Source organism: Stenotrophomonas sp. STEN029, assembly GCF_056760015.1.
The window spans coordinates 1-24,746 of sequence record NZ_JBRREC010000028.1 but is presented as its reverse complement, the minus strand read 5'-3'; the positions used below and the strand labels follow the sequence as shown (position 1 = coordinate 24,746).

Genomic DNA, 24,746 nt, shown 5'->3' with positions numbered 1-24,746 from the left:
TGGGTAAGAACCGCAGGCGCGCTGCGGCGCACCTGCAGGGAATGCGGGATTCAGGGCGCGGGCTGGCCGGCGGTGAACATCACCTGGAAGCCTTTCTTGATCTGGCCATCGCGGGCCTTTTCGAAGGCGTGGATGGCGTCGTCGTGCTGCAGGAAAAGCTCGCGGCGCAACTGGATGCGGCCACCGGTCTGGCCGCTCTCGCGCAGCAACTCCCAGCCGCCGAGCAGATCCGGCACCAGGGACAGTTGAACGTAGCGGGGGGCTTCTTTGCCGCTGGGCGGCTGTTGCAGTAGGACGCGCATGGCGGCGATTGTAGCCGGTGTGCGGGTTTTGGGCTGGTTTTGGGGCGGGTGAAGCCCGCCCCATCCTTCTCCCTTCGGGAGAAGGTGCCCGAAGGGCGGATGAGGGTGCGGGCGAAGCCTTGCGCTCTTTTGACGCCGTCAGGCTTTGCACGGACCCTCACCCCAACCCCCGCTACGCGCCCCGGCCCTTGCGCCAGCGCAAGGGCGTTCAATGGGCAGCGAACCAGTGGTTCGCAAGCTGCCCTTTCACCCCGCAGGGAGAGGGGCTTCAGAGCGCAATGGTCGACTTCCCGCTCAGCCCTGCCGCAGCACGTCCAACACCGCCGCCTCATCCACATCCGGCACCACCTCGGCCTTGCCGATGCCGCGCCACAGCACCAGTCGCAGGCGCCCGGCGATGTTCTTCTTGTCCAGCCGCATATGCCCAAGCAGCGCCTCGGCATCCAGGCCTGCGGGGATGTTCGTCGGCAGGCCGTAAGCCTCCAGCAGCTCGCGCAGAACCTCGGTATCGGCCGCATCGGCCATGCCCAGCGCCGCCGACAGCCTGGCCGCCAGCACCATGCCAACCGCTACCGCCTCGCCGTGATTGAGGTTGTCATTGCCCGGCGCGCCGTAACCCTGCGCGGTCTCGATCGCATGGCCGAAGGTGTGGCCGAGGTTGAGCAGGGCGCGTTCACCCTTCTCCAGCGGGTCACGTTCGACGATCTCGGCCTTGTGCTCGCAGCTGCGGGCGATGGCCTGGGCCAGCGCGCCGTCGTCGCCGGCCAGCAGGGCCTGGCGTTCTGCCTGCAGCCACTGGAAGAACAGCGGATCGCGGATGGCGCCGTACTTGATCACCTCGGCCAGGCCGGCCCGCAGCTCACGTGCCGGCAGGGTGCGCAGCGCAGCGGTATCCGCGACGACCGCACGCGGCGGATGGAAGGCACCGACCAGGTTCTTGCCCTGCGGGATATCCACCGCGGTCTTGCCGCCGACCGAGGAGTCGACCATCGACAGCAGGGTGGTGGGCAACTGCACGCAGTCCACGCCGCGCATCCAGCAGGCCGCAGCAAAGCCGGCCAGGTCGCCGACCACGCCGCCGCCCAGCGCCAGCACGCAGGCGTCGCGGGTGGCGCCGAGGCTTGCCAGCGCGTTGATCGCGCCGCCGAAGTTGTCCAGCGTCTTGGAGGCCTCGCCGGCCGGGATGATGTGCTGGCCGATCTTCAGGTCGGGTCGGGCTGCCAACAGCGCGGTCTGTACCTTGGCCAGGTACAGCGGTGCGACGGTGTCGTCGCTGACCAGCAGCACATGGCGGCCACGGATGGCGCCGACCAGCGTCTGTGCCTGCGACAACAGGCCAGGGCCGATATGGATCTGGTAGGGGTGTTCGCCGCCGACGGCGACGGTGCGGGTGGGAGCGGTCATGCGGGTCGGTTCCAGGATCTGCCATTGCGCGGCAAGCCGTGTGACGGTGTGCGCGGTGGCGTCGGCGGGGGTGTAGAGGTCGGTATCGATGATCAGGTCGGCAACGTCGCGGTACAGCGGGTCGCGGATGGCCGCCATGGCGTGCAGCACCTGCTCGCGGTCGGGGCGTTGCAGCAGCGGGCGGGTCTTGTCGCGCTGCAGCCGTGACAGCTGCGAGGCCACGCTGACCCGCAGGTAGACCACGAAACCACGGACGCGGATGCGTTCACGGTTCTCCGGGTCGAGCACACAGCCGCCGCCGGTCGAGATCAGCTGGCCGCTGCCGTCCAGCAGGCGTGACAGGACCCGTTTTTCATGGGCACGGAAGCCGGCTTCGCCGACGTTCTCGAAAATGGCCGGAATGCTGGAGCCCACGTCATCGACGATGGCTTGGTCGGCATCCACGAACACCAGCCCGAAACGCTCGGCCAGGCGACGGCCGATGCTGGTTTTGCCGGCGCCCATTGGGCCGACCAGGATGAGATTGGGGGCGGGATTCATTACCGGAAGATGCTAGCACCTCGTGTCAGTGCCTTAACACGGTAGCAGCCAAGCTCGGCAGTTCCACGAATGGTTCGTGGTGCAACCAAGGAGTTGGACATGTCAGTGGCGAAAATCATTGAAGTCAACGCGTCCTCCAAGACCAGTATCGAGGATGCGGTGCGCAGCGGCATCAAGAAGGTGGCCGAGACGGTCAAGGGCATCCAGGGTGCGTGGATCAACGAAACCAAGGTTGTCACCGACGGCGACGGCAACGTCACCGAGTGGCGGGTCAACCTGCGGATCACGTTCCTGGTGCAGTAATGCATTTGCAGTAATCGCGCGATGGGTGCCCGCTGATCAGGCTGGGCACGCATCTGCAAGGGCTCGGCGGCGCCAGCGCCGTCGAGCCGTTCATGCGAAACCGTTGTGCTGCAGCTGGCCGGGTCGCCTCGTCGCCTCAGTCCGCTGTATCCGCCAACGGCTGTCGTTGTGCATCCAGGGCAATGACCCGGTCGGCGATGCCGGGCAGGGTGCGCAGCGCCTGCCGACTGATGCGCTCGTAGAACTGCACGAAGCGCTCCAGCTGCGGTCTTGTCATGCTGCTGCGGCCAGGCGATGCCTGCTGCAGCGCCTGCTCCTGCTGCCAGCGCCAGTGCGGGACCACGGCGAAGCTTGGCGGTTGCAGCATCCACAGCCGGTCAAAACGCTGCCACAGGCCGGGGTAATGCTCGGCCAGTGATTGGTTGCACCAGCGCCGCCAGCGGCCGTCGGCATCGGCCTCGCGTTCCAGTGCGTTCAAGGGCACCTGCAGCGCATCGTCGGCTTCCGCCGGCGTGCCCAGGAACCAGCCCTCGAACACCAGCAGGTCCAGCGGTTGCTCGATCTTCTTCCACTGTGCTTCCGGCACCCGTTCATCGGCGAGCTTGTCAAAGCGCGGCAGCAGGAAGCCTTGCCCGGCCTTGGCCGCATCCAGCGTGGCCATCGCCAGTGCCAGGTCATGCGTGCCCGGCGGCCCACGCGTGGCAAGCAAGGGATGCACGCGATCGGCAAGCCGCTGCCGTTGCGCGCGGGTCAGGTAGGTGTCGTCGATGGACACCGCCGCCGCGCACAGGCCGCGCGTGCGCGCCAGGTCCACGATCTGCGCGGCCAGCGTGGACTTGCCACTGCCTTGCACACCACTGATTGCCAGTACCGGCGTGCCGTTGGTACTGGCCAGCGCATCGTCCAACGCCTGTGCAACCAGTGTCGGCGCAAAGCGGCGTTGGGAAAAACTGTGCGGAACGGGGGACATGCCGCCACAATAGCCCAAACACGTGCCCTACGAAGCAGGACCATGACCAATCTTTACGCAGAAGCGCTTTCGACTTTCGCCGCATTGTTTGAAGAGGCCAAGGCTGGCAAGGAGATCGATGCCACCGCGATGACGGTTGCCACCGCTGACATCGATGGCCGCCCGTCGGCGCGCACGGTGTTGCTGAAGGCCTTCGACGAGCGCGGCTTTGTGTTCTATACCCACCTGGACAGCCGCAAGGGCCGCGAACTGCACGACAACCGGGCAACGGCGTTGTTGTTCCTGTGGCGCAGCCTGCGCGAGGCGGGCATCCAGGTGCGGATCGAAGGTGATGCGCAGCTGGTGTCGGCTGCCGAATCCGATGCCTACTTCGCCAGCCGCCCGCGCATGAGCCAGATTGGCGCCTGGGCCTCGGTGCAGTCGCAGCCATTGGCGTCGCGCGAGGAGTTCGAACAGCGCCTGGCCAACTTCGAGACACGTTTTGAAGGCCGCGATGTGCCGCGTCCGGACGGTTGGGGCGGGGTGCGTGTGGTGCCGCGGCGCATCGAGTTCTGGTACGGCGCTGACTTCCGCCTGCATGAGCGTTGGTGCTACGAGGCCGATGCGGCGGGCGAGTGGAGCAAGCGGATGCTATTCCCGTGAACAACGCTGGCTGCAGTGTGCGGCGTGCCCAAGCCGGGGATTGGCAGGACTGGGCTGAGCTGCGCTTGGAACTGTGGCCAGGCAGCGAGACAGAACTGGTTGACCTGCTGGACTTGATTGAATCGGCAGCTAGCACCTGCCTGCTTGCCTGCACCGCCGATGGGCGGGTTCTGGGTATGGCTGAAGCGAGTGTCCGCCATGAGTATGTCAATGGTACCGACGGCTCTCCGGTGGGCTTTCTGGAAGGCTGGGTTGTGCATGCATCGGCGCGCGGGGGTGGTGTTGGGCGTTTGTTGATTGACGCTGTGGCGCAATGGGCGCGTGACCAGGGCTGTACCGAGCTGGCATCGGATTCGGACTTGGCGAATGTATCGGCGCAGGCGGCGCACGAGGCGTGCGGCTTCACTGAAACCGAGCGAGTCGTCTACTACCACATGCCACTGCGGGCGATTGGCTGATGCAGCTCCATCCGATCTACAGGATCACCGTATTCGTGCCGCCGGCGCAGCTGGAGGCGCTGAAGCAGGGCATCCTTGCAGTGGACGATCTGGCTGCCGGATGCTACGCACACGGCATGTGGGAGTCGGCGCCGGGGCAGGAGCAGTTCCGTGTGCTGCAAGGTGCGCAGAGCGCCATTGGCGGGGCGGGCGAGCTGGTGCGCGTGTCCGCGGTGCGGCTGGAGTTCTGCATTGCGCGCGATCCGCAGCGGCTGCAACGGATTCTGGATGATGGCATTGCCGCCAATCATCCCTGGAACAGCCCTGCCGTATTCGTCGATACAACGGAGTTCGCCGCACCATGATTGGCCCGCGCCGCATTGTCTGCCTGACCGAAGAGCCGACCGAAACGCTTTATGCACTCGGCGAGCAGGACCGCATCGTCGGCATCAGTGGCTTCACCGTGCGGCCGCCCGAGGCACGCCGTGACAAGCCCAAGGTCAGCGCTTTCACCAGCGCCAAGGTCGGCGAGATTCTAAAGCTGAAGCCGGACCTGGCGATTGGTTTCTCCGATATCCAGGCCGATATCGCTGCCGAGTTGATACGCAACGGTGTGGAAGTGTGGATCGCCAACCACCGCAGCGTCGCCGGCATCATCGACTACATCCGTCGACTGGGCGGGTTGGTGGGCGTGGCCGCGCGTGCCAATGCCTACGCGGACGAACTGCAGCGGGGCCTGGATGCAATTGAAGGGCAGGCGGCTAAGCTGTCGCAGCGTCCGCGCGTCTATGTCGAGGAATGGGATGAGCCCATCATCACCGGCATCCAATGGGGCGCGGAGCTGGTGGAGATTGCCGGCGGCATCGATGTGTTCCCGGAGTTGTCGCGTGAGCCGCTGGCCAAGGCGCGCATCCTTGCCAATGGTGATCCGGTGATCGCGCGCAACCCGGACATCATCATCGGCTCATGGTGCGGCAAGAAATTTCGCCCGGAGCGGGTGGCTGCGCGCCCGGGCTGGGAGGCGATCAACGCCGTGCGTGATGGCGAGCTGCACGAGATCAAGTCACCGCTGATCCTGCAGCCCGGGCCGGCGGCCTTGACCGATGGCGTGCAGGCGATCGCGCAGATCATCAATCAATGGTCAAAACGGGCAGGGGCCTTGTAGGAGCGGCGTAAGCCGCGAAGCTCGCAACAGCCCAGCCGCCGATCAATCTGCAATCACGGCACATCTACCGGATGTGGGAGCGGCATGAGCCGCGAAGCTGGTGATGCTGGAAAGGCCGCAAGAGCGTACCCCTCCCCAACCCTCCCCTTGGCCTTTGGCCAAAGGGAGGGGGCACAAGCTCACCCCCTCGGCGCCAACCCGGTGTAGCGCGCACGCGGTCGTATCAACGTACCCAGTGCCTGCTGTTCCAATGCGTGCGCCAGCCAGCCGGTCAGGCGCGCGGTAGCGAACATCACCAAGGCATGCGCGCCTGGCAGTTCGTGCACATAACAGATTGCCCCCAGCATCCCGTCAATATTCGGCCGCTGGCCGCTGACTTCTTCGGTAGCAGCCAAAACCGCTTCCACATGGCGCATGCGCGATGAATCGCCGCGCAGTTCGCGCAATTGACGCAGAACCTCCGCACCTCGTGGGTCGCCATCGGGATACAGCAGATGGTTGAAACCGGGTAGTTCGTCACCGCGCCGCCAGCGTTCGGCGATGAAGGTGGCGGGTGACCCGCTGGTTTCGGCATCGACCAGGAGGGCATGTGCACGAGCGGTAGCACCGCCATGGCGCGGGCCGGACAGGGCAGCCAATCCAGCGCTCACCGTCGCGTGCAGGTGTGCGCCAGTGGAGGCGACCACGCGCGCTGCAAACGCCGAAACATTCAGTTCGTGGTCGGCACACAGCACCAAGGCTGAGCGCACCAGTTCGGCGAAGTCCGCATCCCCCGGCATCCAGGCATCGGCGAGCAGGCGATGTACCGGCCGCGCATCGGGCTCGGTGCTGACCAGCAACGCCGCGTTCTGGCGTAGCAGCATCGCAGCGACCTCACGGCGCACGGAGGCTGCTGCATTGAGCGATTGGCGTTGCTCCAAGGCCAGCAGCGGAATGCAGGCCATTGCGCGCTCCACCGGCGGCAGGCTGCCATCAAGCGCCAGGCTGGCGATACGCGGCGGCCAGGAGGGCAGGGCCGCCGCGGCGAACGGGTCCTGCTCCTCGCATTCCCATAGCAGGCGCGCGATGTCTTCCAGGGTGGCACCGGCCTGCGCGGCAGCCACGGCTGAACGGCCCCGGTAATAGGGCGCATCCGGACGGATCAGCGAGATACGGGTTTCCAGCACCGGCAGGCCGCGGTCCAGGCTCTGCGCGGCGCCGCGTTCGGCGCCGCGCCCGGCCTGCTTGCGCTGCGCCAGGCGTTCGACTTCCGCCCGCAGGTACACCCGGCTGCGGGCCGACGTGCCGGGCCGCGAGCTGAGCAGGCCGCGGCTGACATAGGCGTACAGCGTGGCGGCGCTGATGCCGAGCAGGGCACAGGCTTCACTGGCGGGTATCAGTTCGGGATCGAGGGCGGCGGACATGGCGTATTCAATAGGTTGATTTATTGAATCAAGATTGATCAATGCATCTGATGGTGACAGATTAGTCGTCACAGCGGAATGGCATGCTCGCCACCGCCCAGCCACAAGCCAGGAGCCATCCCATGAGTCGTTCTTCCGCCGGCGCTGCATTCCGCGCCGCACTGGCCGCCGAATCCCCGTTGCAGGTGGTGGGCGCGATCAACGCCAACCACGCCCTGCTGGCCAAGCGCGCCGGGTACCGTGCCATCTACCTGTCCGGCGGCGGCGTTGCTGCCGGCTCGCTGGGCCTGCCGGACCTGGGTATCAACACCATGGAAGACGTGCTGATCGACGTGCGCCGCATCAGTGATGTCTGCGATCTGCCGTTGATGGTCGATATCGACACCGGTTTCGGCCCAAGCGCGTTCAACATCGCGCGCACGGTGAAGTCGCTGATCAAGGCCGGTGCTGCTGCCTGCCATATCGAGGATCAGGTGGGCGCCAAGCGTTGTGGCCACCGCCCGGGCAAGGAAATCGTCTCGCAGGGTGAAATGGTCGACCGGGTGAAGGCTGCCGCCGATGCCAAGACCGATCCGGATTTCTTCCTGATCGCCCGCACCGATGCCATCCAGATGGAAGGCGTGGACGCGGCCATCGAGCGCGCGCTGGCCTGCGTGGAAGCTGGCGCCGACGGCATCTTTGCCGAGGCTGCCTACGACCTGGAGACCTATAAGCGCTTCGCCGACGCGGTGAAGGTGCCGTTGCTGGCCAACATCACCGAATTTGGCGCGACGCCGCTGTTCAGCCGTGATGAACTGGCCTCGGCCGGTGTGGCGATGCAGCTGTTCCCGCTGTCGGCGTTCCGTGCAGCGAACAAGGCGGCCGAGAACGTCTACGAAGCCATCCGCCGTGATGGCCACCAGCGTAATGTGGTGGACAGCATGCAGACCCGCGAGGAGCTGTATGACCGTATTGGCTACCACGAATTCGAGCGCAGCCTGGACAAGACGTTTGCTGCGAAGAAGTAACAGCACTTCCTTCTCCCTGTGGGAGAAGGTGGCGCGTAGCGCCGGATGAGGGTCGGTGCCACTACTGCTGAATGTTTCAGCGGGTCCGACCCTCCCCCCAACCCCTCTCCCGGCGGGAGAGGGGCATCAAAATCCCGCATCTGATCGAGGTTCACACCATGTCTGAATCCACCGCCGCACCGGCGTTCAAGCCGAAGAAGTCCGTCGCCCTGTCCGGTACCGCTGCCGGCAACACCGCTCTGTGTACCGTTGGCCGCAGCGGCAACGATCTGCACTACCGTGGCTACGACATCCTGGACCTGGCCAACACCAGCGAGTTCGAGGAAATCGCCCACCTGCTGGTACACGGCAAGCTGCCGAACAAGGCCGAGCTGCGTGCCTACAAGGCCAAGCTGAAGGCGCTGCGTGGCATCCCGGCATCGGTGAAGGCCGCGCTCGAAGAACTGCCGCCGTCGGCGCACCCGATGGACGTGATGCGTACCGGCGTTTCCGTGCTGGGCTGCGTGTCGCCGGAGAAGGACGACCACAATCACCCGGGCGCACGCGACATCGCTGACAAGCTGATGGCCTCGCTGGGTTCGATGTTGCTGTACTGGTACCACTGGAGCCACAACGGCAAGGTCATCGACGTGGAGACCGACGATGACTCGATCGGCGGCCACTTCCTGCACCTGCTGCACGGCGAGCAGCCGCGCGACTCCTGGGTCAAGGCCATGCACACCAGCCTGATCCTGTACGCGGAGCATGAATTCAACGCCTCGACTTTCGCCTGCCGCGTCATCGCCGGCACCGGCAGCGACATGTACAGCGCCATCACCGGCGGCATCGGCGCACTGCGTGGCCCGAAGCACGGTGGCGCCAATGAAGTCGCCTTCGAAGTGCAGAAGCGTTATGAAACCCCGGACGAAGCCGAAGCCGACATCAAGGCCCGCGTCGAGCGCAAGGAAGTGGTGATCGGTTTCGGTCACCCGGTCTACACCGTGTCCGACCCGCGCAACAAGGTGATCAAGGATGTCTCGCGTGAGCTGTCGGCCGAGCAGGAAAACATGAAGATGTACGACATCGCCGAGCGTCTTGAGTCGGTGATGTGGGACATCAAGAAGATGTTCCCGAACCTGGATTGGTTCAGCGCCGTCAGCTACCACATGATGGGCGTGCCGACCGCGATGTTCACCCCGTTGTTCGTGATTGCACGTACCGCAGGTTGGAGTGCGCACATCATCGAGCAGCGCATCGACGGCAAGATCATCCGCCCGAGCGCGAATTACACCGGCCCGGAAGACCAGACCTTCGTGCCGCTGGACAAGCGCGCTTGATGGAGACAAAGCCATCTTCGCCACAAGCGAGATGACGCCTGCAGCATCTCCGCCACAAGCGAGATAGAGCCCCTCTCCCGCCTGCGGGAGAGGGGTTGGGGTGAGGGGAAGCTCCTGGCACGTGGAGCAGCTTCTCGCTTTTGGAAAAGGCCAAAGCTAAAGCCAAAGCCGAAGCCAAAGCCGAAGCCAAAGCCGAAGCCAAAGCCAAAGCCCCCCATCCGCCCTTCGGGCGCCTTCCCCCGCAGGCGGGAGAAGGGAAATGCCAGATTTCATGTGTTGCTGTGGGATTGCTGCAATCACACGCATCTTCGCAGCACTCCACCGCAACACCAGCAAGCCCAGACCCTCACAGGCCAGCCATGAATACCGATTATCGCAAGCACCTCGCAGGCAGCACGCTCGACTACTTCGATGCACGCGCCGCAGTCGATGCCATCCAGCCCGGCGCCTACGCCATGCTGCCCTATACCTCGCGCGTGCTGGCCGAAAACCTGGTGCGCCGCTGCAATCCGGCCACGCTCACCGATTCGCTCAAGCAGCTGATCGAGCGCAAGCGCGACCTCGATTTCCCCTGGTTCCCGGCGCGCGTGGTCTGCCATGACATCCTCGGCCAGACCGCACTGGTCGACCTGGCCGGCCTGCGTGACGCCATCGCCGACAAGGGTGGTGACCCGGCCAAGGTCAACCCGGTGGTGCCGGTGCAGCTGATCGTCGATCACTCGCTGGCAGTGGAATGCGGTGGCTACGATCCGGACGCGTTCGCCAAGAACCGCGCCATCGAAGACCGCCGCAACGAAGACCGCTTCCACTTCATCGACTGGACCAAGCTGGCCTTCGAGAACGTCGATGTGATTCCGCCGGGCAACGGCATCATGCACCAGATCAATCTGGAGAAGATGTCGCCGGTGATTTACCAGCAGGGCGGGGTGGCCTTCCCGGATACCTGCGTTGGTACCGACAGCCACACCCCGCACGTGGATGCGCTGGGCGTCATCGCCATTGGTGTCGGCGGCCTGGAAGCCGAGAACGTGATGCTGGGCCGCGCCTCGTGGATGCGCCTGCCCGACATCATCGGCGCCAAGCTGACCGGCAAGCCGCAGCCGAACATCACCGCCACCGACGTGGTGCTGGCGATCACCGAGTTCCTGCGCAAGGAACGTGTGGTTGGCGCCTACCTTGAGTTCTTCGGTGAAGGTGCTGCCGCATTGACCATCGGTGACCGCGCCACCATCTCCAACATGTGCCCCGAATACGGCGCAACCGCGGCGATGTTCTACATCGACCAGCAGACCATCGACTACCTGCGCCTGACCGGCCGCGAGGATGCGCAGATCGCGCTGGTCGAGAATTACGCCAGGACCACCGGTCTGTGGGCGGACGCACTGGAAACCGCGCAGTACGAGCGGGTCGTTGAGTTCGACCTGTCCAGCGTGGTGCGCAACATGGCCGGCCCCAGCAATCCACACAAGCGCCTGCCGGTGTCGGACCTGGCCGAGCGCGGCATCGCCGACGAAGCCAAGCTGCTCAGTGGCAGGGGCGAGGAAGCCGAAGGCCTGATGCCGGATGGCGCGGTGATCATCGCTGCCATCACCAGCTGCACCAATACTTCAAATCCGCGCAATGTGATTGCCGCAGCGCTGCTGGCGCGCAACGCCAACGCGCGCGGTTTGACCCGCAAGCCGTGGGTGAAGTCATCGCTGGCGCCGGGCTCCAAGGCGGTGCAGCTGTATCTGGAAGAAGCCGGCCTGCTGCCGGATCTGGAGCAGCTGGGCTTCGGCATCGTCGCTTTCGCCTGCACCACCTGCAACGGCATGAGTGGCGCGCTGGACCCGAAGATCCAGCAGGAGATCATTGATCGCGACCTGTACGCCACTGCGGTGCTGTCGGGCAACCGCAACTTCGATGGCCGCATCCACCCGTACGCCAAGCAGGCCTTCCTGGCCTCGCCGCCGCTGGTGATCGCCTATGCCATTGCCGGTACCGTGCGCTTCGACATCGAGAAGGACGTGCTGGGTGTGGACGCCGACGGCAAGGAAGTGCGCCTGAAGGACATCTGGCCGAGCGATGCCGAGATCGATGCGGTGGTGAAGGCAGCGGTCAAGCCGGAGCAGTTCCGCAAGGTTTACAACCCGATGTTCAACGTCCGCGTCGAGCATGGCGAGAAGGTCAGTCCGCTGTACGACTGGCGCCCGCAAAGCACCTACATCCGCCGCCCGCCGTACTGGGAGGGTGCATTGGCCGGTGAGCGCACGCTGCGCGGCATGCTGCCGCTGGCGGTACTGCCGGACAACATCACTACCGACCATTTGTCGCCGTCCAACGCGATCCTGCTGTCCAGCGCGGCCGGTGAATACCTGGCCAAGATGGGCTTGCCGGAAGAGGACTTCAATTCCTACGCTACCCACCGCGGCGATCACCTCACCGCACAGCGCGCCACCTTCGCCAATCCCAAACTGTTCAACGAGATGGTGCGCAACGAGGATGGCAGCGTTAAGCAGGGCTCACTGGCGCGGGTGGAGCCGGAAGGCAAGGTCATGCGCATGTGGGAAGCAATCGAGACCTACATGGAGCGCAAGCAGCCGCTGATCATCATCGCCGGTGCCGACTACGGCCAGGGCAGCTCGCGTGACTGGGCGGCCAAGGGCGTTCGCCTGGCTGGTGTTGAAGCGATTGCCGCTGAAGGTTTCGAGCGCATCCACCGCACCAACCTGATCGGCATGGGCGTGCTGCCGCTGGAGTTCAAGCCGGGCACCAACCGCAACACGCTGGGCATCGACGGCACCGAGAGCTATGACGTTATCGGCCTGCGCACCCCGCGTACCGATCTGACCCTGATCATCACCCGCCGCAACGGTGAAGTGGTCAGGGTGCCGATGACCTGTCGCCTGGATTCGGATGAAGAAGTGGCGATCTACGAGGCCGGTGGCGTATTGCAGCGATTTGCGCAGGATTTCCTGGAATCGGCAAACGCATGACTTGAGCCCCTCTCCCGCGCGCGGGAGAGGGGGCCTGTAAGCAAACCCCTGGTTCGCGGCCCCACGAACGCCCTTGCGCAAGGGCCGGGCCGCGGAGCGGGGGTTGGGGTGAGGGCATGGGCGGCTAGCATCGCATCCGGCCTTCCACATCACGATCGAAGCAAGGAAACCCGCACCATGTCCCACATCCCCCAGATCAAGATCCCGGCAACCTACATGCGCGGCGGTACCTCCAAGGGCGTGTTTTTCCGCTTGGAAGACCTGCCAGCCAGCGCCCAACAGCCGGGCCAGGCACGTGACCGCTTATTGCAGCGGGTGATCGGCTCCCCTGATCCCTACGCCAAGCACACCGACGGCATGGGCGGCGCCACCTCCAGCACCAGCAAGTGCGTGATCATCTCGCCCAGCAGCAAGCCCGACCACGATGTGGATTATCTGTATGGACAGGTGTCGATCGATACCGACTTCGTCGACTGGTCCGGCAACTGCGGGAATTTGTCTACCGGTGCTGGTGCGTTCGCGCTGCATGCAGGCTACGTTGATCCCGCTCGTGTGCCGGAAAATGGTATCTGCGTAGTGCGCATCTGGCAGGCCAACATCAACAAGACCATCATTGCCCACGTGCCGGTCAGCAACGGACAGGTGCAGGAAACCGGTGATTTCGATCTCGATGGCGTGACCTTCCCGGCAGCAGAGATCGTGCTGGAGTTCATCGACCCGGCCGATGAGGGCGAAGGCGAGGGTGGTGGCGCGATGTTCCCAACCGGCAACCTGGTGGATGAGCTCGATGTGCCCGGGGTCGGCAAGCTGCAGGCGACCATGATCACCGCCGGCATCCCCACGGTTTTCATCAATGCAACGGATATCGGTTACACCGGTGCCGAGTTGCAGCCGGCCATCAATGAGGACAAGACGGCACTGGCAAAGCTTGAGGCGATCCGCGTTGCCGGCGCCCTGCGCATGGGCCTGATCAAGAGCCCTGAAGAAGCGCTCAAACGCCAGCACACACCCAAGGTCGCCTTCGTGGCACCGCCGCAGGACTACCTGTCCAGCGGCAACAAGCAGATCCACGCCGCCGACATCGACCTCAACGCCCGCGCCATGTCGATGGGCAAGCTGCACCACGCGATGATGGGCACCGCCTCGGTGGCAATTGCCACGGCAGCGGCAGTGCCGGGCACGCTGGTCAACCTCGCCGGTGGTGGTGGTCAGCGTGATGCGGTGCGCTTTGGCCATCCTTCCGGCACGCTGCGCGTCGGTGCGGCGGTCGCGCTGGTTGATGGTCAGTGGACGGTCACCAAGGCGGTGATGAGCCGCAGTGCCCGCATCCTGATGGAAGGCTGGGTGCGCGTGCCCGGTGATGCGTTCTGATATCGCGCTCCGTCCATGGCAATGAGGGCGGCGAAAGAAGAGCAAGGGCTGCTGGGATCAGTGGCCCTTATGCTTTTTGCGATTTCGAGGACCCACATATAGCGGGTGTAGCACGCCTGGCGGGTTTCCAGACAAATCCCCAGCAGAGGGCAGCTTGCTACACAAGCCCTTACAAGCAGGCTGGTTATACTCCGGCGATCTGCGGGAGGACGCCATGGGTAACAGGATGTTGAAGGGTATGCGTTGGGCTGCGGCCGCCTTGGTGGCGCTGGCCTTGGTTGCAGGATGCAGCAGGAACGAAACCGGGCAGCTGCCCGGCGCCAGCGGTGAGGCGATCCAGACCAAGCAGGAAGAGGTCAAGGGTTTTGCCATGCTGCGCGCCTACCCGGACCAGAAGGGTGGTGACGGCCTTGCGTTGGCGGTGGAGTTCTCGCGCCCGCTGGTCGGCACCCAGGACTTCGACAAGTTGCTGCGCTTCGAGGAGAAGGTCGGCAACGAGGACAGCAGTTGGTCGCTGTCCGATGACGGCAAGACCCTGCGCTATCCCTATGTGGAGGCGGCCAAGGAATACACGCTGATCATCTCGGCCGACCTGCTGGCGGCCGATGGCAACCGGCTGGGCACGGAAGTGAAGCAGAAGGTCTTCACCGGCGAGCTGGATCCTGCAGTAGGCTTCGCCTCGCAGGGCAGCGTGCTGCCGGCCCGCGAAAGCCGCGGCCTGCCGGTGGTCTCGGTGAACGTGCCCGAGGTGGACGTGGAGTTCCTGCGCGTGCGCGAAAAGGACCTGCCCACCTTCTTCAGCCAGTACCAGCGCGGCGGTCGACGTGGCAGCTGGGAGCTGGACAGCGAATACGGTGACAAGACCCCGCTCAACCAGCTGGCCGAGCCGGTCTACGTCAACCGCTTCATCCTCGGTGGCAAACAGAACGAGCGCGTGCTGACCTATCTGCCGATCCAGGACGTGAAGGAGCTGCAGCAGCCCGGCCTGTACTTCGCGGTGATGAAGCGCACCGGCAGTTTCGACAACGAATTCGATACCTCGTTCTTCACCGTCAGCGACATCGGCCTGCATACCCGCGCCTACAAGGACAAGCTGTTCGTCCACACCGCCTCGCTGGCCGACGGCGCGCCGGCCAAGAAGGTCGAGCTGAAGGTCATCGATGGCAAGGGCGAGGTCATCCTCAAGGGCCAGACCGACGGCAACGGCAACGCCCTGCTCAACTACACGCTGGATGCCGCCCATGTGCTGGTCGCCAGCAGTGGCAGTGACACCACCATGCTGCCGTTCAACCAGCCTGCGCTGGACCTGAGCGAGTTCGCGGTGGCCGGGCGCCAGAACGCCAATTTCGACGTATTTGCCTGGTCCGGGCGCGATCTGTACCGCCCGGGCGAGACCGTGCGCATCTCCGCGCTGCTGCGCGACAACGACGGCAAGACCCTGGCCGGGCCAGCTACCGGCGGCCAACCGGTGTTCCTGCGGCTCAAGCAGCCGGACGGCAAGACCTTCCGTGAGACCCGCCTGCAGCCGGGCGAGCAGGGCTATTTCGCGTTCGAGCAGACCATTCCGGTGGAGGCACCCACCGGGCGCTGGACCGTCGAGTTCCGCACCGATCCGGCCAGCAAGGAGGCGGTGCAGGGCATGACCCTGCGCATCGAGGAGTTCCTGCCCGAGCGCATGAAGCTGGACCTGGCCAGCGCGCAGAAGACCCTGAAGCCGGGCGAGGCGCTGAAGCTGCAGGCCGATGCGGCCTATCTGTATGGCGCACCGGCCGACGGCAACCGCTTCACCGCGCGCCTGGCGGTGGCGGTGGAGCAGCACCCGGTCGAGTCGATGCCGGGCTGGTTCTTCGGCGACCCGACCGTGCAGCTGCCGCGCGAAGCCAATGACGTGATCGATACCACCCTGCCCAAGGACGGCAAGCTGCGCGAAGACGTCGCCTTGCCGGCCGAGGCGGGCAAGGCCACCACCGTGGCTGCGCTGCTGTCCGGAAGTGTCTATGAAACCGGTGGCCGCACCGTCACCCGCACCTTGAAGCGGGTGATGTGGCCGGCACCTGCGCTGGTCGCCCTGCGCCCGCTGTTCAGCGACAGCGACGGTGCGGACGCCAACGCCAATGCCCGCTTCGAGCTGATGCGGGTGGATGCCGATGGCAAGCCGCAGCCGGCCAAGGGACTGAAGGTCACCCTGGTGCGCGAACTGCGCGACTACCACTGGACCTATACCGACAACCGTTGGGACTACGACTTCACCCGCCGCTTCGAGAACAAGGAAACCCGCACCATCGACGCCGGTGCCACCTCGGCCCGGTTCGATTTCCCGGTCGAGTGGGGCGAGTACCGGGTGGACGTGTTTGATCCGGCCACCGGCCTGACCATGCGCTATCCGTTCCGCGCCGGTTGGAGCTGGGACGATCAGAACCGTGGGCTGGATGCCCGCCCTGACAAGGTCAAGCTGTCGCTGGACAAGACCGCTTATCGCGCCGGTGACACCGTCAAGGTCACGCTGACCCCGCCGCATGCCGGCCGTGGCGTGTTGATGGTCGAAAGCGACCGCATGCTGTACGTGCAGGACATCGATGCCAAGCCGGGCAGCACGTTTGAAATCCCGGTCAGCAAGGACTGGGAGCGGCACGATGTCTACATCACCGCCTTGGTGTTCCGTGGTGGCAGCGCGCCGAGCAAGATCACCCCGGCGCGTGCCGTTGGCGTCGCGCATGTGCCGATGGACCGTCGCGACCGCCGCGTCGCGGTCGGCCTGATCGCGCCCAAGCAGATGCGCCCGGAACAGCCGATGACGGTGACCGTCAGCGCGCCCGAGCTGGCCGGCAAGCCGGCACACGTCACCGTCTCGGCGGTGGACGTGGGCATCCTCAACATCACCCGCTTCCCGGTGCCGGATGCACCCGGGCACTTCTTCGCACAGCGTCGGCTGGGCGTGGATGCCTATGACATCTACGGCCGCGTGATCGAGAGTTTCGAGGGCAATAGCGGCAAGCTGAAGTTCGGCGGCGACATGGCATTGGCGGCACTGCCGCAGGCCAAGCGGCCGACCGCCCGCGTGCAGACCGTGGACCTGTTCTCCGGGCCGGTGGCGCTGGATGCCAAGGGCAATGCGCGGGTGCGCCTGCAGGTGCCGGATTTCAACGGCACCCTGCGCGTTTCGACGATGGTCTACTCGGCCGACCGCTACGGCAATCGGGATGTGGAGACGCTGGTGCGCGCGCCGATCCTGGCCGAGGCCAGCATGCCGCGGGTGATGGCACCGGGCGATCGCAGCACGGTTACCCTCGACGTGCAGAACTTCACCGGCAAGCCCGGCGAGTTCAACGTGCGCGTGGACGGTGAAGGCCCGCTCGGTATCGGCGAATCGACCCGTACGGTGCAACTGGCGGCGGACGCCAAGAGCACGCTGAGCTTCCCGCTGACCGCGCAGGAAGGCTATAGCGTGGCCAAGGTGCGGGTGCGCGTTGATGGCAATGGCTTCAAGGTGGACCGCCGCTACGACCTGCCGGTGCGCGCGGCGTGGCCATCGGTGCTGCGTTCGCAGACCCGGACCCTGGATCCGCTGGCGCCGATCGCCCTGGACAGCAGCTTTGCCAATGGCTTGATGGGCGGTTCGGTCAATGCACGCATGCTGGTCAGCGCCTTGCCGCCGATCCCGTTCGCATCGGCGCTGCAGGGCGCCTTGAACTATCCCTATGGTTGCGCCGAACAGACCACCAGCAAGGGGTATGCAGCGCTGATGCTGGATGAGGCCACGTCGGCGATGCTCGGTGCCGATGGTCTGGACGCCAAGGTCCGTCGTGAGCGCATGGAAGGTGCGTTCGGCCGGCTGGCGTCGATGCAGGTGTCCAACGGCAACTTCTCGATGTGGGGCGATGACGACTACATCAATCTGGCGCTGACGCCGTATGTCGCAGAGTTCCTGCTCGACGCCAAGGATGCAGGCTTCGCGGTGCCGGAGAACGTGCTGCAGAAGGCCTTGAACCGGATCAGCGAAGACCTGCTCAGCGGTGGCAACCAGTTCTACGGCAGTGATCGCCGTGACGGTTTGAAGTTCGCCAACCAGGCCTATTCCGGCTATGTGCTGGCACGCGTCAATCGCGCACCGCTGGGTACGCTGCGCACGCTGTGGGACAACGAGCGCAGCAAGGCGGTGACCGGTTTGTCGCTGGTGCATCTGGGTGCGGCCCTGGCTATCCAGGGCGACAGCAAGCGTGGCCAGGCGGCGATTGCTGCTGGCTTCGCCAAGTCCAGCGCCGACCGTCCGGAATACTTCGGCGACTACGGCACCCGCCTGCGCGACGAGGCTTTGATGATCGCCCTGCTGCATGAGCGCGGCCTGTCCAAGCCGGAATACGACGCGCGCGTGATCGATCTGGGACGCACGCTGGACGTGCGTCGTGGCAGTGGCCTGATGTGGCTGAGCACGCAGGAACAGGTGGCACTGGCGCGCCTGGGCAAGGCCTTGATGGCCAACCAGAAGAAGCTGGTGTCCGGCGAACTGGCGGTTGGCGACAATGTCGAGGACATCAGTGCACGCAAGGCCTTTGGTCGCGTGTTCGACATGGCGCAGCTGGCGCAGGGCGTGCGGTTCTCGCCGCAGGGCGAGGCGCCGATGTTCGCCAGCCTGGACGTTGCCGGCATTCCGCGTCAGCCACCGGCACCGGACAACAGCGTGATCGGCATCGAGCGCTCCTGGTTCGGCACCGACGGCAAGCCGTGGACGCCGCGTCCGTTGAAGGAAGGCGAGGCCCTGATCGTGCGGCTCAGCGTCACTTCCAACTCGAACATGCCCGATGCCTTGCTCACCGACCTGTTGCCGGCCGGCCTGGAAATCGAGAACTTCAACCTTGGCGATGCCAAGCAGTGGGCCGACGTGGTGGTGGGCGAGGTCAAGGTGAGTGACCGCTCCAGCGCTGCCGACGTCAAGCACGAGGAGTTCCGCGACGACCGCTATGTGGCCGCCTTGAAGCTGTCGCGTGGCAGCACAGCGCACGTGTTCTATCTGGTGCGTGCGGTCACCCCGGGCACGTACATGGTGCCGCCGCCGCTGGCCGAGGACATGTACCGTCCCGACATGCGCGGCGTGGGCCGCTCCAACCCCAGCACCATCACGGTGGTGCAGCCGTAGTCGCTTGCTCCCTCCCTTTGCCAACGGCAAGGGGAGGGCCGGGGAGGGGTAAGCTCTCCCACGGCCAAGCCATTCCGCCGCAGCGACACAGGCAACAATTGCGGCGTCAGGCAGCTGCTCCTGCTCCCTCCCTTTGCCGAAGGCAAGGGGAGGGTGGGGGAGGGGTAAGCTCTTCCGCGGCCAAGCCGTTCCGCCCCAGCTCCACAGGCAATGTCTGAAGAATCATCCCCATTGAAAACGCGCGCCTCCCGGCTGAAACAGATTGCCACCCGCGTGCGCGCCGTCCTTACGCTCCGCAACCTGCGCTGGGCGCTTGCCGCCCTGCTGACCTTGTTGCTGGTGCTGGACCTGGCATTTCCGTTGCCGCTGCCGAAATCACGCGACACCAGTACGCTGGTGGTCGCGCGCGATGGCACACCGCTGCGTGCCTTCGCCGATGCAGAAGGCGTGTGGCGTTACCCGGCCGATGCAAAGACCATCTCGCCGTTGTACCTGCAGGCTTTGCTGACCTACGAGGACCGCTGGTTCTGGCGCCATCCCGGCATCAACCTGTGGGCGCTGGCGCGCGCCGGCAAGCAGATGCTGCTGGAGCGACGCATCGTCTCCGGTGGCTCGACCCTGACCATGCAGGTCGCGCGCATCCTCGATCCGCATACGCGCACGCCCTGGGGCAAACTCAAACAGCTGCTGCGTGCGCTGCAGCTGGAAGTGCACCTGAGCAAGACACAGATCCTCGACCTGTACCTGGAACGCGCGCCTTACGGTGGCACCATCGAAGGTGTGGAAGCGGCGAGTTGGGCCTATCTCGGCAAGTCGGCCACGCATCTGTCGCAGGCCGAGGCCGCGTTGCTGGCGGTGTTGCCGCAGTCGCCCAGCCGGCTGCGTCCTGATCGGCACCCGGAAGCCGCGCAGCGCGCCCGCGACAAGGTGCTGGCACGCATGGCCGAGCTCAAGGTGTGGTCGGTCGATGATGTCGCCGACGCGCGCATCGAGCCGGTGGTGGCGCGTTCGCTGCAACAGCCTTTGCATGCCGCCTTGCTGGCGCAACGCATGCGCAGCGCCTATCCGCGTGTGCCGCAGATCGAAACCACGATCGACAGCGGTCTGCAACGCACGCTGGAAGAGCGTGTTTCCTCGTATTTCTCACAACTGCCGGAACGCACCTCGGCTGCGCTGCTGGTGATGGACAACAACACGCTGGAAGCACGCGCCTATGTCGGTTCGGTCACCTTTGCCGACAAGGCGCGGCTTGGCCATGTGGACATGGTGCAGGCGTGGCGTTCGCCGGGTTCAACGCTCAAGCCGTTCCTGTATGGCATGGCGCTGGACGACGGCCTGATCCATTCGGAAAGCCTGATCGTCGATGCGCCGCAGAGCTTCGGCGGCTACCGTCCAGGCAATTTCGATGCGGCATTCAACGGGCCGGTCGGTGCTGCTACTGCCTTGCGCTTGTCCTTGAACGTGCCGTCGGTGGATCTGCTGGACAGGGTTGGTCCATCGCGGTTCGCTGCACGGCTGGGCAATGCCGGCATCAATCTGCGTTTTCCGCATGGCACGCAGCCCAGCCTTGCGTTGATTCTCGGTGGCACCGGGGCACGCCTGGAGGATCTGGTCGGTGCGTTCTCCGCGCTCAACCGGGAAGGTATCGCCGGTCGCGTGCGCTACACGCCCAACGACCCACGCATCGAGCGTAGGCTGGTATCGCCGGGTGCCGCATGGATCGTGCGCGATGTGCTCGAGTCCAATCCGCGACCGGGCTATGGCGTGGGTACCTTCGATACTGGCAACCGCCCGCGCGTGGCATGGAAGACCGGTACCAGCTACGGCTACCGCGACGCCTGGGCAATCGGCAGCACTCGCTCCTATACCGTCGGCGTCTGGGTCGGTCGTCCGGATGGCACGCCGTTGCCGGGGCAGTACGGCGCGGTGACGGCCTTGCCGCTGATGTTCGAGGTGATCGACAGCCTGCCGCGCCAGGCCGGTGACAATGCCGTGCGGGCACGGCCGGACAGCGTCAGCGAAGTCGAGATCTGCTGGCCACTGGGCATTGCCGTCGAGCAGACCCCGCCTGCCATGTGCCAGCGCCGCTTCCCTGCGTGGGTGCTGGACGGCGTGGTGCCGCCAAGCTTCCCTGAGCGTGAGGCAAGGTTCTGGCAATCCGGGCGTATGCGTTACCAGGTGGATGCAGCGACCGGCCAGCGGCTGTCGCCCGGCTGCGAAGGCCATCCACGGGTCGAGGATCGCGAGATCGCGCGCTGGCCAGCGATGGCGTCGCCTTGGCTGACCGTGGCGCAACGGCAGGCGCAAAGCCTGCCGCCTTTGGCAGCAGACTGCGCCGATGACGGTCGGCAGTCCGATGGCGTGCTGCATATTGATGGCTTGAATGACCTGGCTACACTGGCTAGACCGCCGGGTGCACAGCATGGCCCGCGCCTGCAGCTGCGCGCGCTGGGCAGCGAAGCAACGATTGAATGGCTGCTCGACGGCCGCTGGATAGCGCAGACACAAGGCGCGCGCACCTTCACCCGCGACTTCAACGATGCCGGCGAACACACCCTGACGGCGCTGGCAGCCGACGGCACATGGACGCGCGTCCGCTTCCGCGTAGTGAACTGAGAAGCGCAATGTAGTGCCGAGCCATGCTTGGCAGGGGATTTCCCAGCAATGCCCTGTAGTGCCGAGCCATGCTCGGCAGGAGCTTCCCACGCAATCCGCGCTTGTGGGAGCGGCGTAAGCCGCGAAGCAACAAATGAATCAAGTTGCAGCGATCCCTGCAATTTCATTGGTGTCAGCTTCGCGGCTTACACCGCTCCTACAACATGGGTTTGTCGGTAAGGCTCCAGCCGAGCATGGCTCGGCTCTACCACGTCTCCGGCTTATTCGCCGATCCAACCTTCCAATAGATCGGCGAACTCATCAGCGTGCTCTTCTTCCTGCGCCAATATCTGCTCGAGGATGCGCTTGGTGGTGGTGTCCTTGTCGCCGATGAAGTTGATCATCTCGCGATAGCTGTCGATGGCGATGCGCTCGGCGATCAGGTTCTCGCGCACCATGTCGCGCAGATTGCCGCCTTCCTTGTATTCGGCGTGCGCGCGGGCGGTGAGGGTGTCCGGATTGAGGTCGGGTTCGCCGCCCAGTTGCACGATGCGTTCGGATAGCAGGGCGGCATGTGCCTGCTCCTGCTGCGCGTGTTCAAGGAACTCGGCCTTGACCGAGTCGGCCAGCATGCCCTTGGCCATGTAGTAATGCCGGTAATAGCGCAGCACGCACACCCATTCGGTGGCCAGCGCGTCGTTGAGCAGTTTGATCACCGCTGGGCGGTTGGCACTGTAGGTGGGCGTGACCGCGCCATCCTCGATGCTCTTGCGCGCGTTGGCGCGTAGGGTTTTTCGATCAGTGATTCCTGCCAACTGCGTTGATTTTGTCGACTTGGCGGCGGGCTGCTTGCTCATGGCTGGCCTTTCCTTCTATTGAACCCCTAGGTGGGGAGATGGGCGAGCACATGCTCGGCCCCGGATACCTCGAATTGTCCCGGCTGTTCGATGTAGGTTGCGCGGACCACGCCGTTCTCGATGTACAGCGCAAAACGACGCGAACGGATGCCCATGCCGGACGCGCTGGCATCCATTTCCAGACCCAGTGCGCGGGTGAAATCGCCATTGCCGTCGGACAGCATCTGCAATCCATCGGGCACTGATTGGCTCTTGGCCCAGGCCTGCATCACGAACGGGTCGTTGACCGCCATGCAGAACACTTCGATGCCGCGGTTGCGGAAATCCTCGAAATGCTCGACATAACCGGGCAGGTGGCGGGCCGAGCAGGTCGGGGTGAATGCGCCGGGCACGGCGAACAGCACCGCCTTGCGGCCATCGAACAATGCGTGGGTGTCGATCGTTTCCAGCCCTTCGCGCAGGCGCTTGAGAGTGACTTCAGGGATGCGGTCGCCAACGTTGATGGACATGCAGGACTCCTAGGCTGAATTGAAGTTTAAAGAGACGGTGGAAGCACCGCGTCAACAGCTTGAAAAGGCGGTCTTCACACAATACGTCGTGTGCATGGGAAAGGCAGCGCCATTCCGGCATGCCAGTCCCCATATCTTGCAGGAGGACATCATGAGCATCGTACGTTACCGCCAGTGGCCGACCCAGTCCGAGATTCATCAGTTGTTGTCGCCATTGCTTGAAACCGTCACCAACAGCAGCGCGTCAGCCTGGGTGCCTGCGGTCGATATCCGCGAGGAAACTGGCCGGTTCGTTGTTTCGGCAGACCTGCCCGGCGTGGATGCTTCCAGCATCGACGTGCAGATGGAAAAGGGCGTGTTGACCATCAGCGGCCAGCGCAGCGCGCCGGAGCTGGCTGAAGGCCAGCGTCTGACCCGCAGTGAACGCGCCCAGGGTGCCTTCAACCGCCGTTTCGTGCTGCCTGACAGCGCCGATGCCGAGGGCATCGTGGCCCATAGCCACAATGGCGTATTGGAAGTGCGCATTCCCAAGCGCAGCGAGGCGGCACCGCGCCGCATCCAGGTGGTGCAGGGCCAGCCCAGCGCCTGACGGCGTGAGCGAACTTCCACCTGCGCAGGCACCGTGGCCCGGTAGAATGGGGCCACGGTGCTTGCCGATTGCACGATGGCCCGTTGCCGCAAGGTGTCGGGCCAGCTTTTTTTCAGAGGTGTGAGGATGGAATTCAAGGATTACTACGCCACGCTTGGGGTTGAGCCCAGCGCCGGTGATGCCGAGATCAAGACGGCCTACCGTCGGTTGGCGCGCAAGTACCACCCGGACGTAAGCAAGGAAGCCGGCGCCGAGGACAAATTCAAGGCGGTCAATGAGGCTTATGAGGCGCTGCGCGATCCAGCCAAGCGCAAGGCCTATGACCAGCTGCGCGCGCAGGGCTATCGCCCTGGCGAGGAATTCAATGCACCGCCGGGCTTTGGCGGCGGGCAGGGCTTTGATTTCGAGGAAGTGTTCGGCGGTGGCAATGCCAACGGCGGTTTCAGCGACTTCTTCGAAAGCCTGTTTGCCCGTCAGCGCGGTGGCGCAGGTGCCGGTGGACGTCGTCCGGGCCCGGGTTTCGGTGGTGCCGGCCCGCAGCCGATGCGCGATACCCGCGCCAAGCTGTCGGTACCGCTGGAGGCTGCTTACAGTGGCGACAGCCTGCGCATCACCGTGGACGGTCGCCAGCTCGACGTGCGCGTCCCCAAGGGCATCCGCCCGGGCCAGGTGATCCGCCTGAGCGGGCAGGGCAGTGGCGGTGGCAACCTGATGCTGGAGGTGGAGTACGCCTCGCATCCGCAGTTCGAGGTGGATGGCCGCAATATTCTTTACACGCTGCAGGTGACGCCCTGGCAGGCTGCCTTGGGCACCAGCATCAGCGTGCCGACATTGGGTGGCGCGGTGGAGCTGAAGGTGCCGGCCGATTCGGACAGCGGCCGCAAGCTGCGCCTGCGTGGTCGAGGCTTGCCCGGCAGCCCGGATGGTGACCAGATCGTGGAGCTGGAAGTGATTGCGCCGGTAGCGAGCAACGAAGCCCAGCGCAAGGCGTACAAGGACCTGGCCAAGGCGTTTGGCGAGGACTGAGCGCGGTTTGGTTCGCGCTGTTGCAGTTGAAGAAAAGCGGGCTTTGCCCGCTTTTCTTTTTTCTTTGGCTGGGATTTTTGGCCAGGAGCTTCCCCCCCCCCCCCCCCCCCGGCCCCCGGGGGGGGGGGGGGGGGGGGGGGGGGGGGGGGGGGGGGGGGCGCCCCCCAGCACACCCCCCGCCACCCCCACCCCCCCACCAAA

19 protein-coding genes and 1 pseudogene are annotated in these 24,746 nt (G+C 65.0%); 13 read left to right on the top strand and 7 right to left on the bottom strand.

Features of this window, described 5'->3' with window-relative positions; all coding sequences use genetic code 11:
• Positions 1 to 50: 50 nt before the first annotated feature.
• From ACVOLI_RS08550 to ACVOLI_RS08540, 3 genes and pseudogenes are all read right to left on the bottom strand, one after another.
• Positions 51 to 302 (bottom strand): WGR domain-containing protein, encoded by a 252-nt coding sequence (locus tag ACVOLI_RS08550; protein ID WP_282265842.1) that lies wholly within the window; start codon positions 300 to 302, stop codon positions 51 to 53.
• A gap of 294 nt (positions 303 to 596) precedes the next feature.
• Positions 597 to 1,706: a 3-dehydroquinate synthase gene (gene aroB, locus ACVOLI_RS08545; RefSeq protein ID WP_481534285.1), complete on the bottom strand. Its 1,110-nt coding sequence runs from the start codon at positions 1,704 to 1,706 to the stop codon at positions 597 to 599.
• A gap of 15 nt (positions 1,707 to 1,721) precedes the next feature.
• A pseudogene (locus ACVOLI_RS08540) lies at positions 1,722 to 2,246 on the bottom strand (shikimate kinase); the annotation flags it as partial.
• Positions 2,247 to 2,345: 99 nt separating this feature from the next.
• Here ACVOLI_RS08540 and ACVOLI_RS08535 point away from each other — a divergent pair.
• On the top strand, positions 2,346 to 2,549 hold the full coding sequence (locus ACVOLI_RS08535; protein ID WP_282265844.1) for a dodecin family protein: 204 nt from the start codon (positions 2,346 to 2,348) through the stop codon (positions 2,547 to 2,549).
• A 136-nt stretch (positions 2,550 to 2,685) separates the two neighbouring features.
• Here ACVOLI_RS08535 and ACVOLI_RS08530 read toward each other — a convergent pair whose 3' ends face one another.
• Positions 2,686 to 3,519 (bottom strand): kinase, encoded by an 834-nt coding sequence (locus ACVOLI_RS08530; protein WP_296249395.1) that lies wholly within the window; start codon positions 3,517 to 3,519, stop codon positions 2,686 to 2,688.
• 42 nt (positions 3,520 to 3,561) lie between these two features.
• Between ACVOLI_RS08530 and pdxH the strand changes: the two genes are divergently transcribed.
• Genes pdxH through ACVOLI_RS08510 form a run of 4 tightly spaced genes read left to right on the top strand, consistent with a single transcriptional unit; the run spans position 3,562 to position 5,763 of the window.
• The gene (gene pdxH, locus ACVOLI_RS08525) at positions 3,562 to 4,161 is read left to right on the top strand and encodes a pyridoxamine 5'-phosphate oxidase (RefSeq protein WP_481508768.1); all 600 of its coding nucleotides are present in this window, start codon (positions 3,562 to 3,564) and stop codon (positions 4,159 to 4,161) included.
• A complete protein-coding gene (gene aac(6'), locus ACVOLI_RS08520; protein ID WP_481534269.1) occupies positions 4,158 to 4,619 on the top strand; it encodes an aminoglycoside 6'-N-acetyltransferase in 462 nt (153 codons plus the stop codon). Before pdxH ends, aac(6') begins: the two co-directional genes overlap by 4 nt.
• Positions 4,619 to 4,963, top strand: coding sequence for a YqfO family protein (locus tag ACVOLI_RS08515; protein ID WP_481534268.1), 345 nt, complete (start codon positions 4,619 to 4,621; stop codon positions 4,961 to 4,963). Before aac(6') ends, ACVOLI_RS08515 begins: the two co-directional genes overlap by 1 nt.
• Positions 4,960 to 5,763 carry a cobalamin-binding protein gene (locus ACVOLI_RS08510; protein ID WP_481534267.1) on the top strand — a complete coding sequence of 268 codons (804 nt, stop codon included), beginning with the start codon at positions 4,960 to 4,962 and terminating at the stop codon, positions 5,761 to 5,763. The genes ACVOLI_RS08515 and ACVOLI_RS08510 overlap by 4 nt, the downstream gene beginning before the upstream one ends.
• Positions 5,764 to 5,942: 179 nt before the next feature.
• Here ACVOLI_RS08510 and ACVOLI_RS08505 read toward each other — a convergent pair whose 3' ends face one another.
• Positions 5,943 to 7,166 carry a citrate/2-methylcitrate synthase gene (locus tag ACVOLI_RS08505; protein WP_481534266.1) on the bottom strand — a complete coding sequence of 408 codons (1,224 nt, stop codon included), beginning with the start codon at positions 7,164 to 7,166 and terminating at the stop codon, positions 5,943 to 5,945.
• Positions 7,167 to 7,288: 122 nt separating this feature from the next.
• Between ACVOLI_RS08505 and prpB the strand changes: the two genes are divergently transcribed.
• From prpB to pbpC, 6 genes are all read left to right on the top strand, one after another.
• Positions 7,289 to 8,173 carry a methylisocitrate lyase gene (gene prpB, locus ACVOLI_RS08500; protein WP_282265849.1) on the top strand — a complete coding sequence of 295 codons (885 nt, stop codon included), beginning with the start codon at positions 7,289 to 7,291 and terminating at the stop codon, positions 8,171 to 8,173.
• A 158-nt stretch (positions 8,174 to 8,331) separates the two neighbouring features.
• Entirely contained in the window at positions 8,332 to 9,489 is a 1,158-nt protein-coding gene (gene prpC / locus ACVOLI_RS08495; RefSeq protein ID WP_296249403.1) for a bifunctional 2-methylcitrate synthase/citrate synthase, read from the top strand.
• Positions 9,490 to 9,848: 359 nt separating this feature from the next.
• Positions 9,849 to 12,464 carry a Fe/S-dependent 2-methylisocitrate dehydratase AcnD gene (gene acnD / locus ACVOLI_RS08490; protein ID WP_481534265.1) on the top strand — a complete coding sequence of 872 codons (2,616 nt, stop codon included), beginning with the start codon at positions 9,849 to 9,851 and terminating at the stop codon, positions 12,462 to 12,464.
• Positions 12,465 to 12,641: 177 nt separating this feature from the next.
• On the top strand, positions 12,642 to 13,835 hold the full coding sequence (prpF, locus tag ACVOLI_RS08485) for a 2-methylaconitate cis-trans isomerase PrpF (RefSeq protein ID WP_481534264.1): 1,194 nt from the start codon (positions 12,642 to 12,644) through the stop codon (positions 13,833 to 13,835).
• A 214-nt stretch (positions 13,836 to 14,049) separates the two neighbouring features.
• Positions 14,050 to 18,969 (top strand): alpha-2-macroglobulin family protein, encoded by a 4,920-nt coding sequence (locus ACVOLI_RS08480; protein WP_481534263.1) that lies wholly within the window; start codon positions 14,050 to 14,052, stop codon positions 18,967 to 18,969.
• A 252-nt stretch (positions 18,970 to 19,221) separates the two neighbouring features.
• The gene (pbpC, locus tag ACVOLI_RS08475) at positions 19,222 to 21,585 is read left to right on the top strand and encodes a penicillin-binding protein 1C (protein ID WP_481534284.1); all 2,364 of its coding nucleotides are present in this window, start codon (positions 19,222 to 19,224) and stop codon (positions 21,583 to 21,585) included.
• A gap of 260 nt (positions 21,586 to 21,845) precedes the next feature.
• Here pbpC and ACVOLI_RS08470 read toward each other — a convergent pair whose 3' ends face one another.
• On the bottom strand, positions 21,846 to 22,421 hold the full coding sequence (locus ACVOLI_RS08470; RefSeq protein WP_481534262.1) for a ferritin-like domain-containing protein: 576 nt from the start codon (positions 22,419 to 22,421) through the stop codon (positions 21,846 to 21,848).
• A gap of 26 nt (positions 22,422 to 22,447) precedes the next feature.
• Complete coding sequence (locus ACVOLI_RS08465; protein ID WP_481534261.1) at positions 22,448 to 22,930, bottom strand: redoxin family protein; 483 nt, start codon at positions 22,928 to 22,930, stop codon at positions 22,448 to 22,450.
• 151 nt (positions 22,931 to 23,081) lie between these two features.
• Here ACVOLI_RS08465 and ACVOLI_RS08460 point away from each other — a divergent pair, with 151 nt between their 5' ends.
• Together ACVOLI_RS08460 and ACVOLI_RS08455 are read left to right on the top strand one after the other, a co-directional pair.
• Positions 23,082 to 23,519 carry an Hsp20/alpha crystallin family protein gene (locus ACVOLI_RS08460; protein ID WP_296253511.1) on the top strand — a complete coding sequence of 146 codons (438 nt, stop codon included), beginning with the start codon at positions 23,082 to 23,084 and terminating at the stop codon, positions 23,517 to 23,519.
• Between the two features lie 126 nt (positions 23,520 to 23,645).
• Positions 23,646 to 24,545: a DnaJ C-terminal domain-containing protein gene (locus ACVOLI_RS08455; RefSeq protein ID WP_296253514.1), complete on the top strand. Its 900-nt coding sequence runs from the start codon at positions 23,646 to 23,648 to the stop codon at positions 24,543 to 24,545.
• Positions 24,546 to 24,746 lie beyond the last annotated feature (201 nt).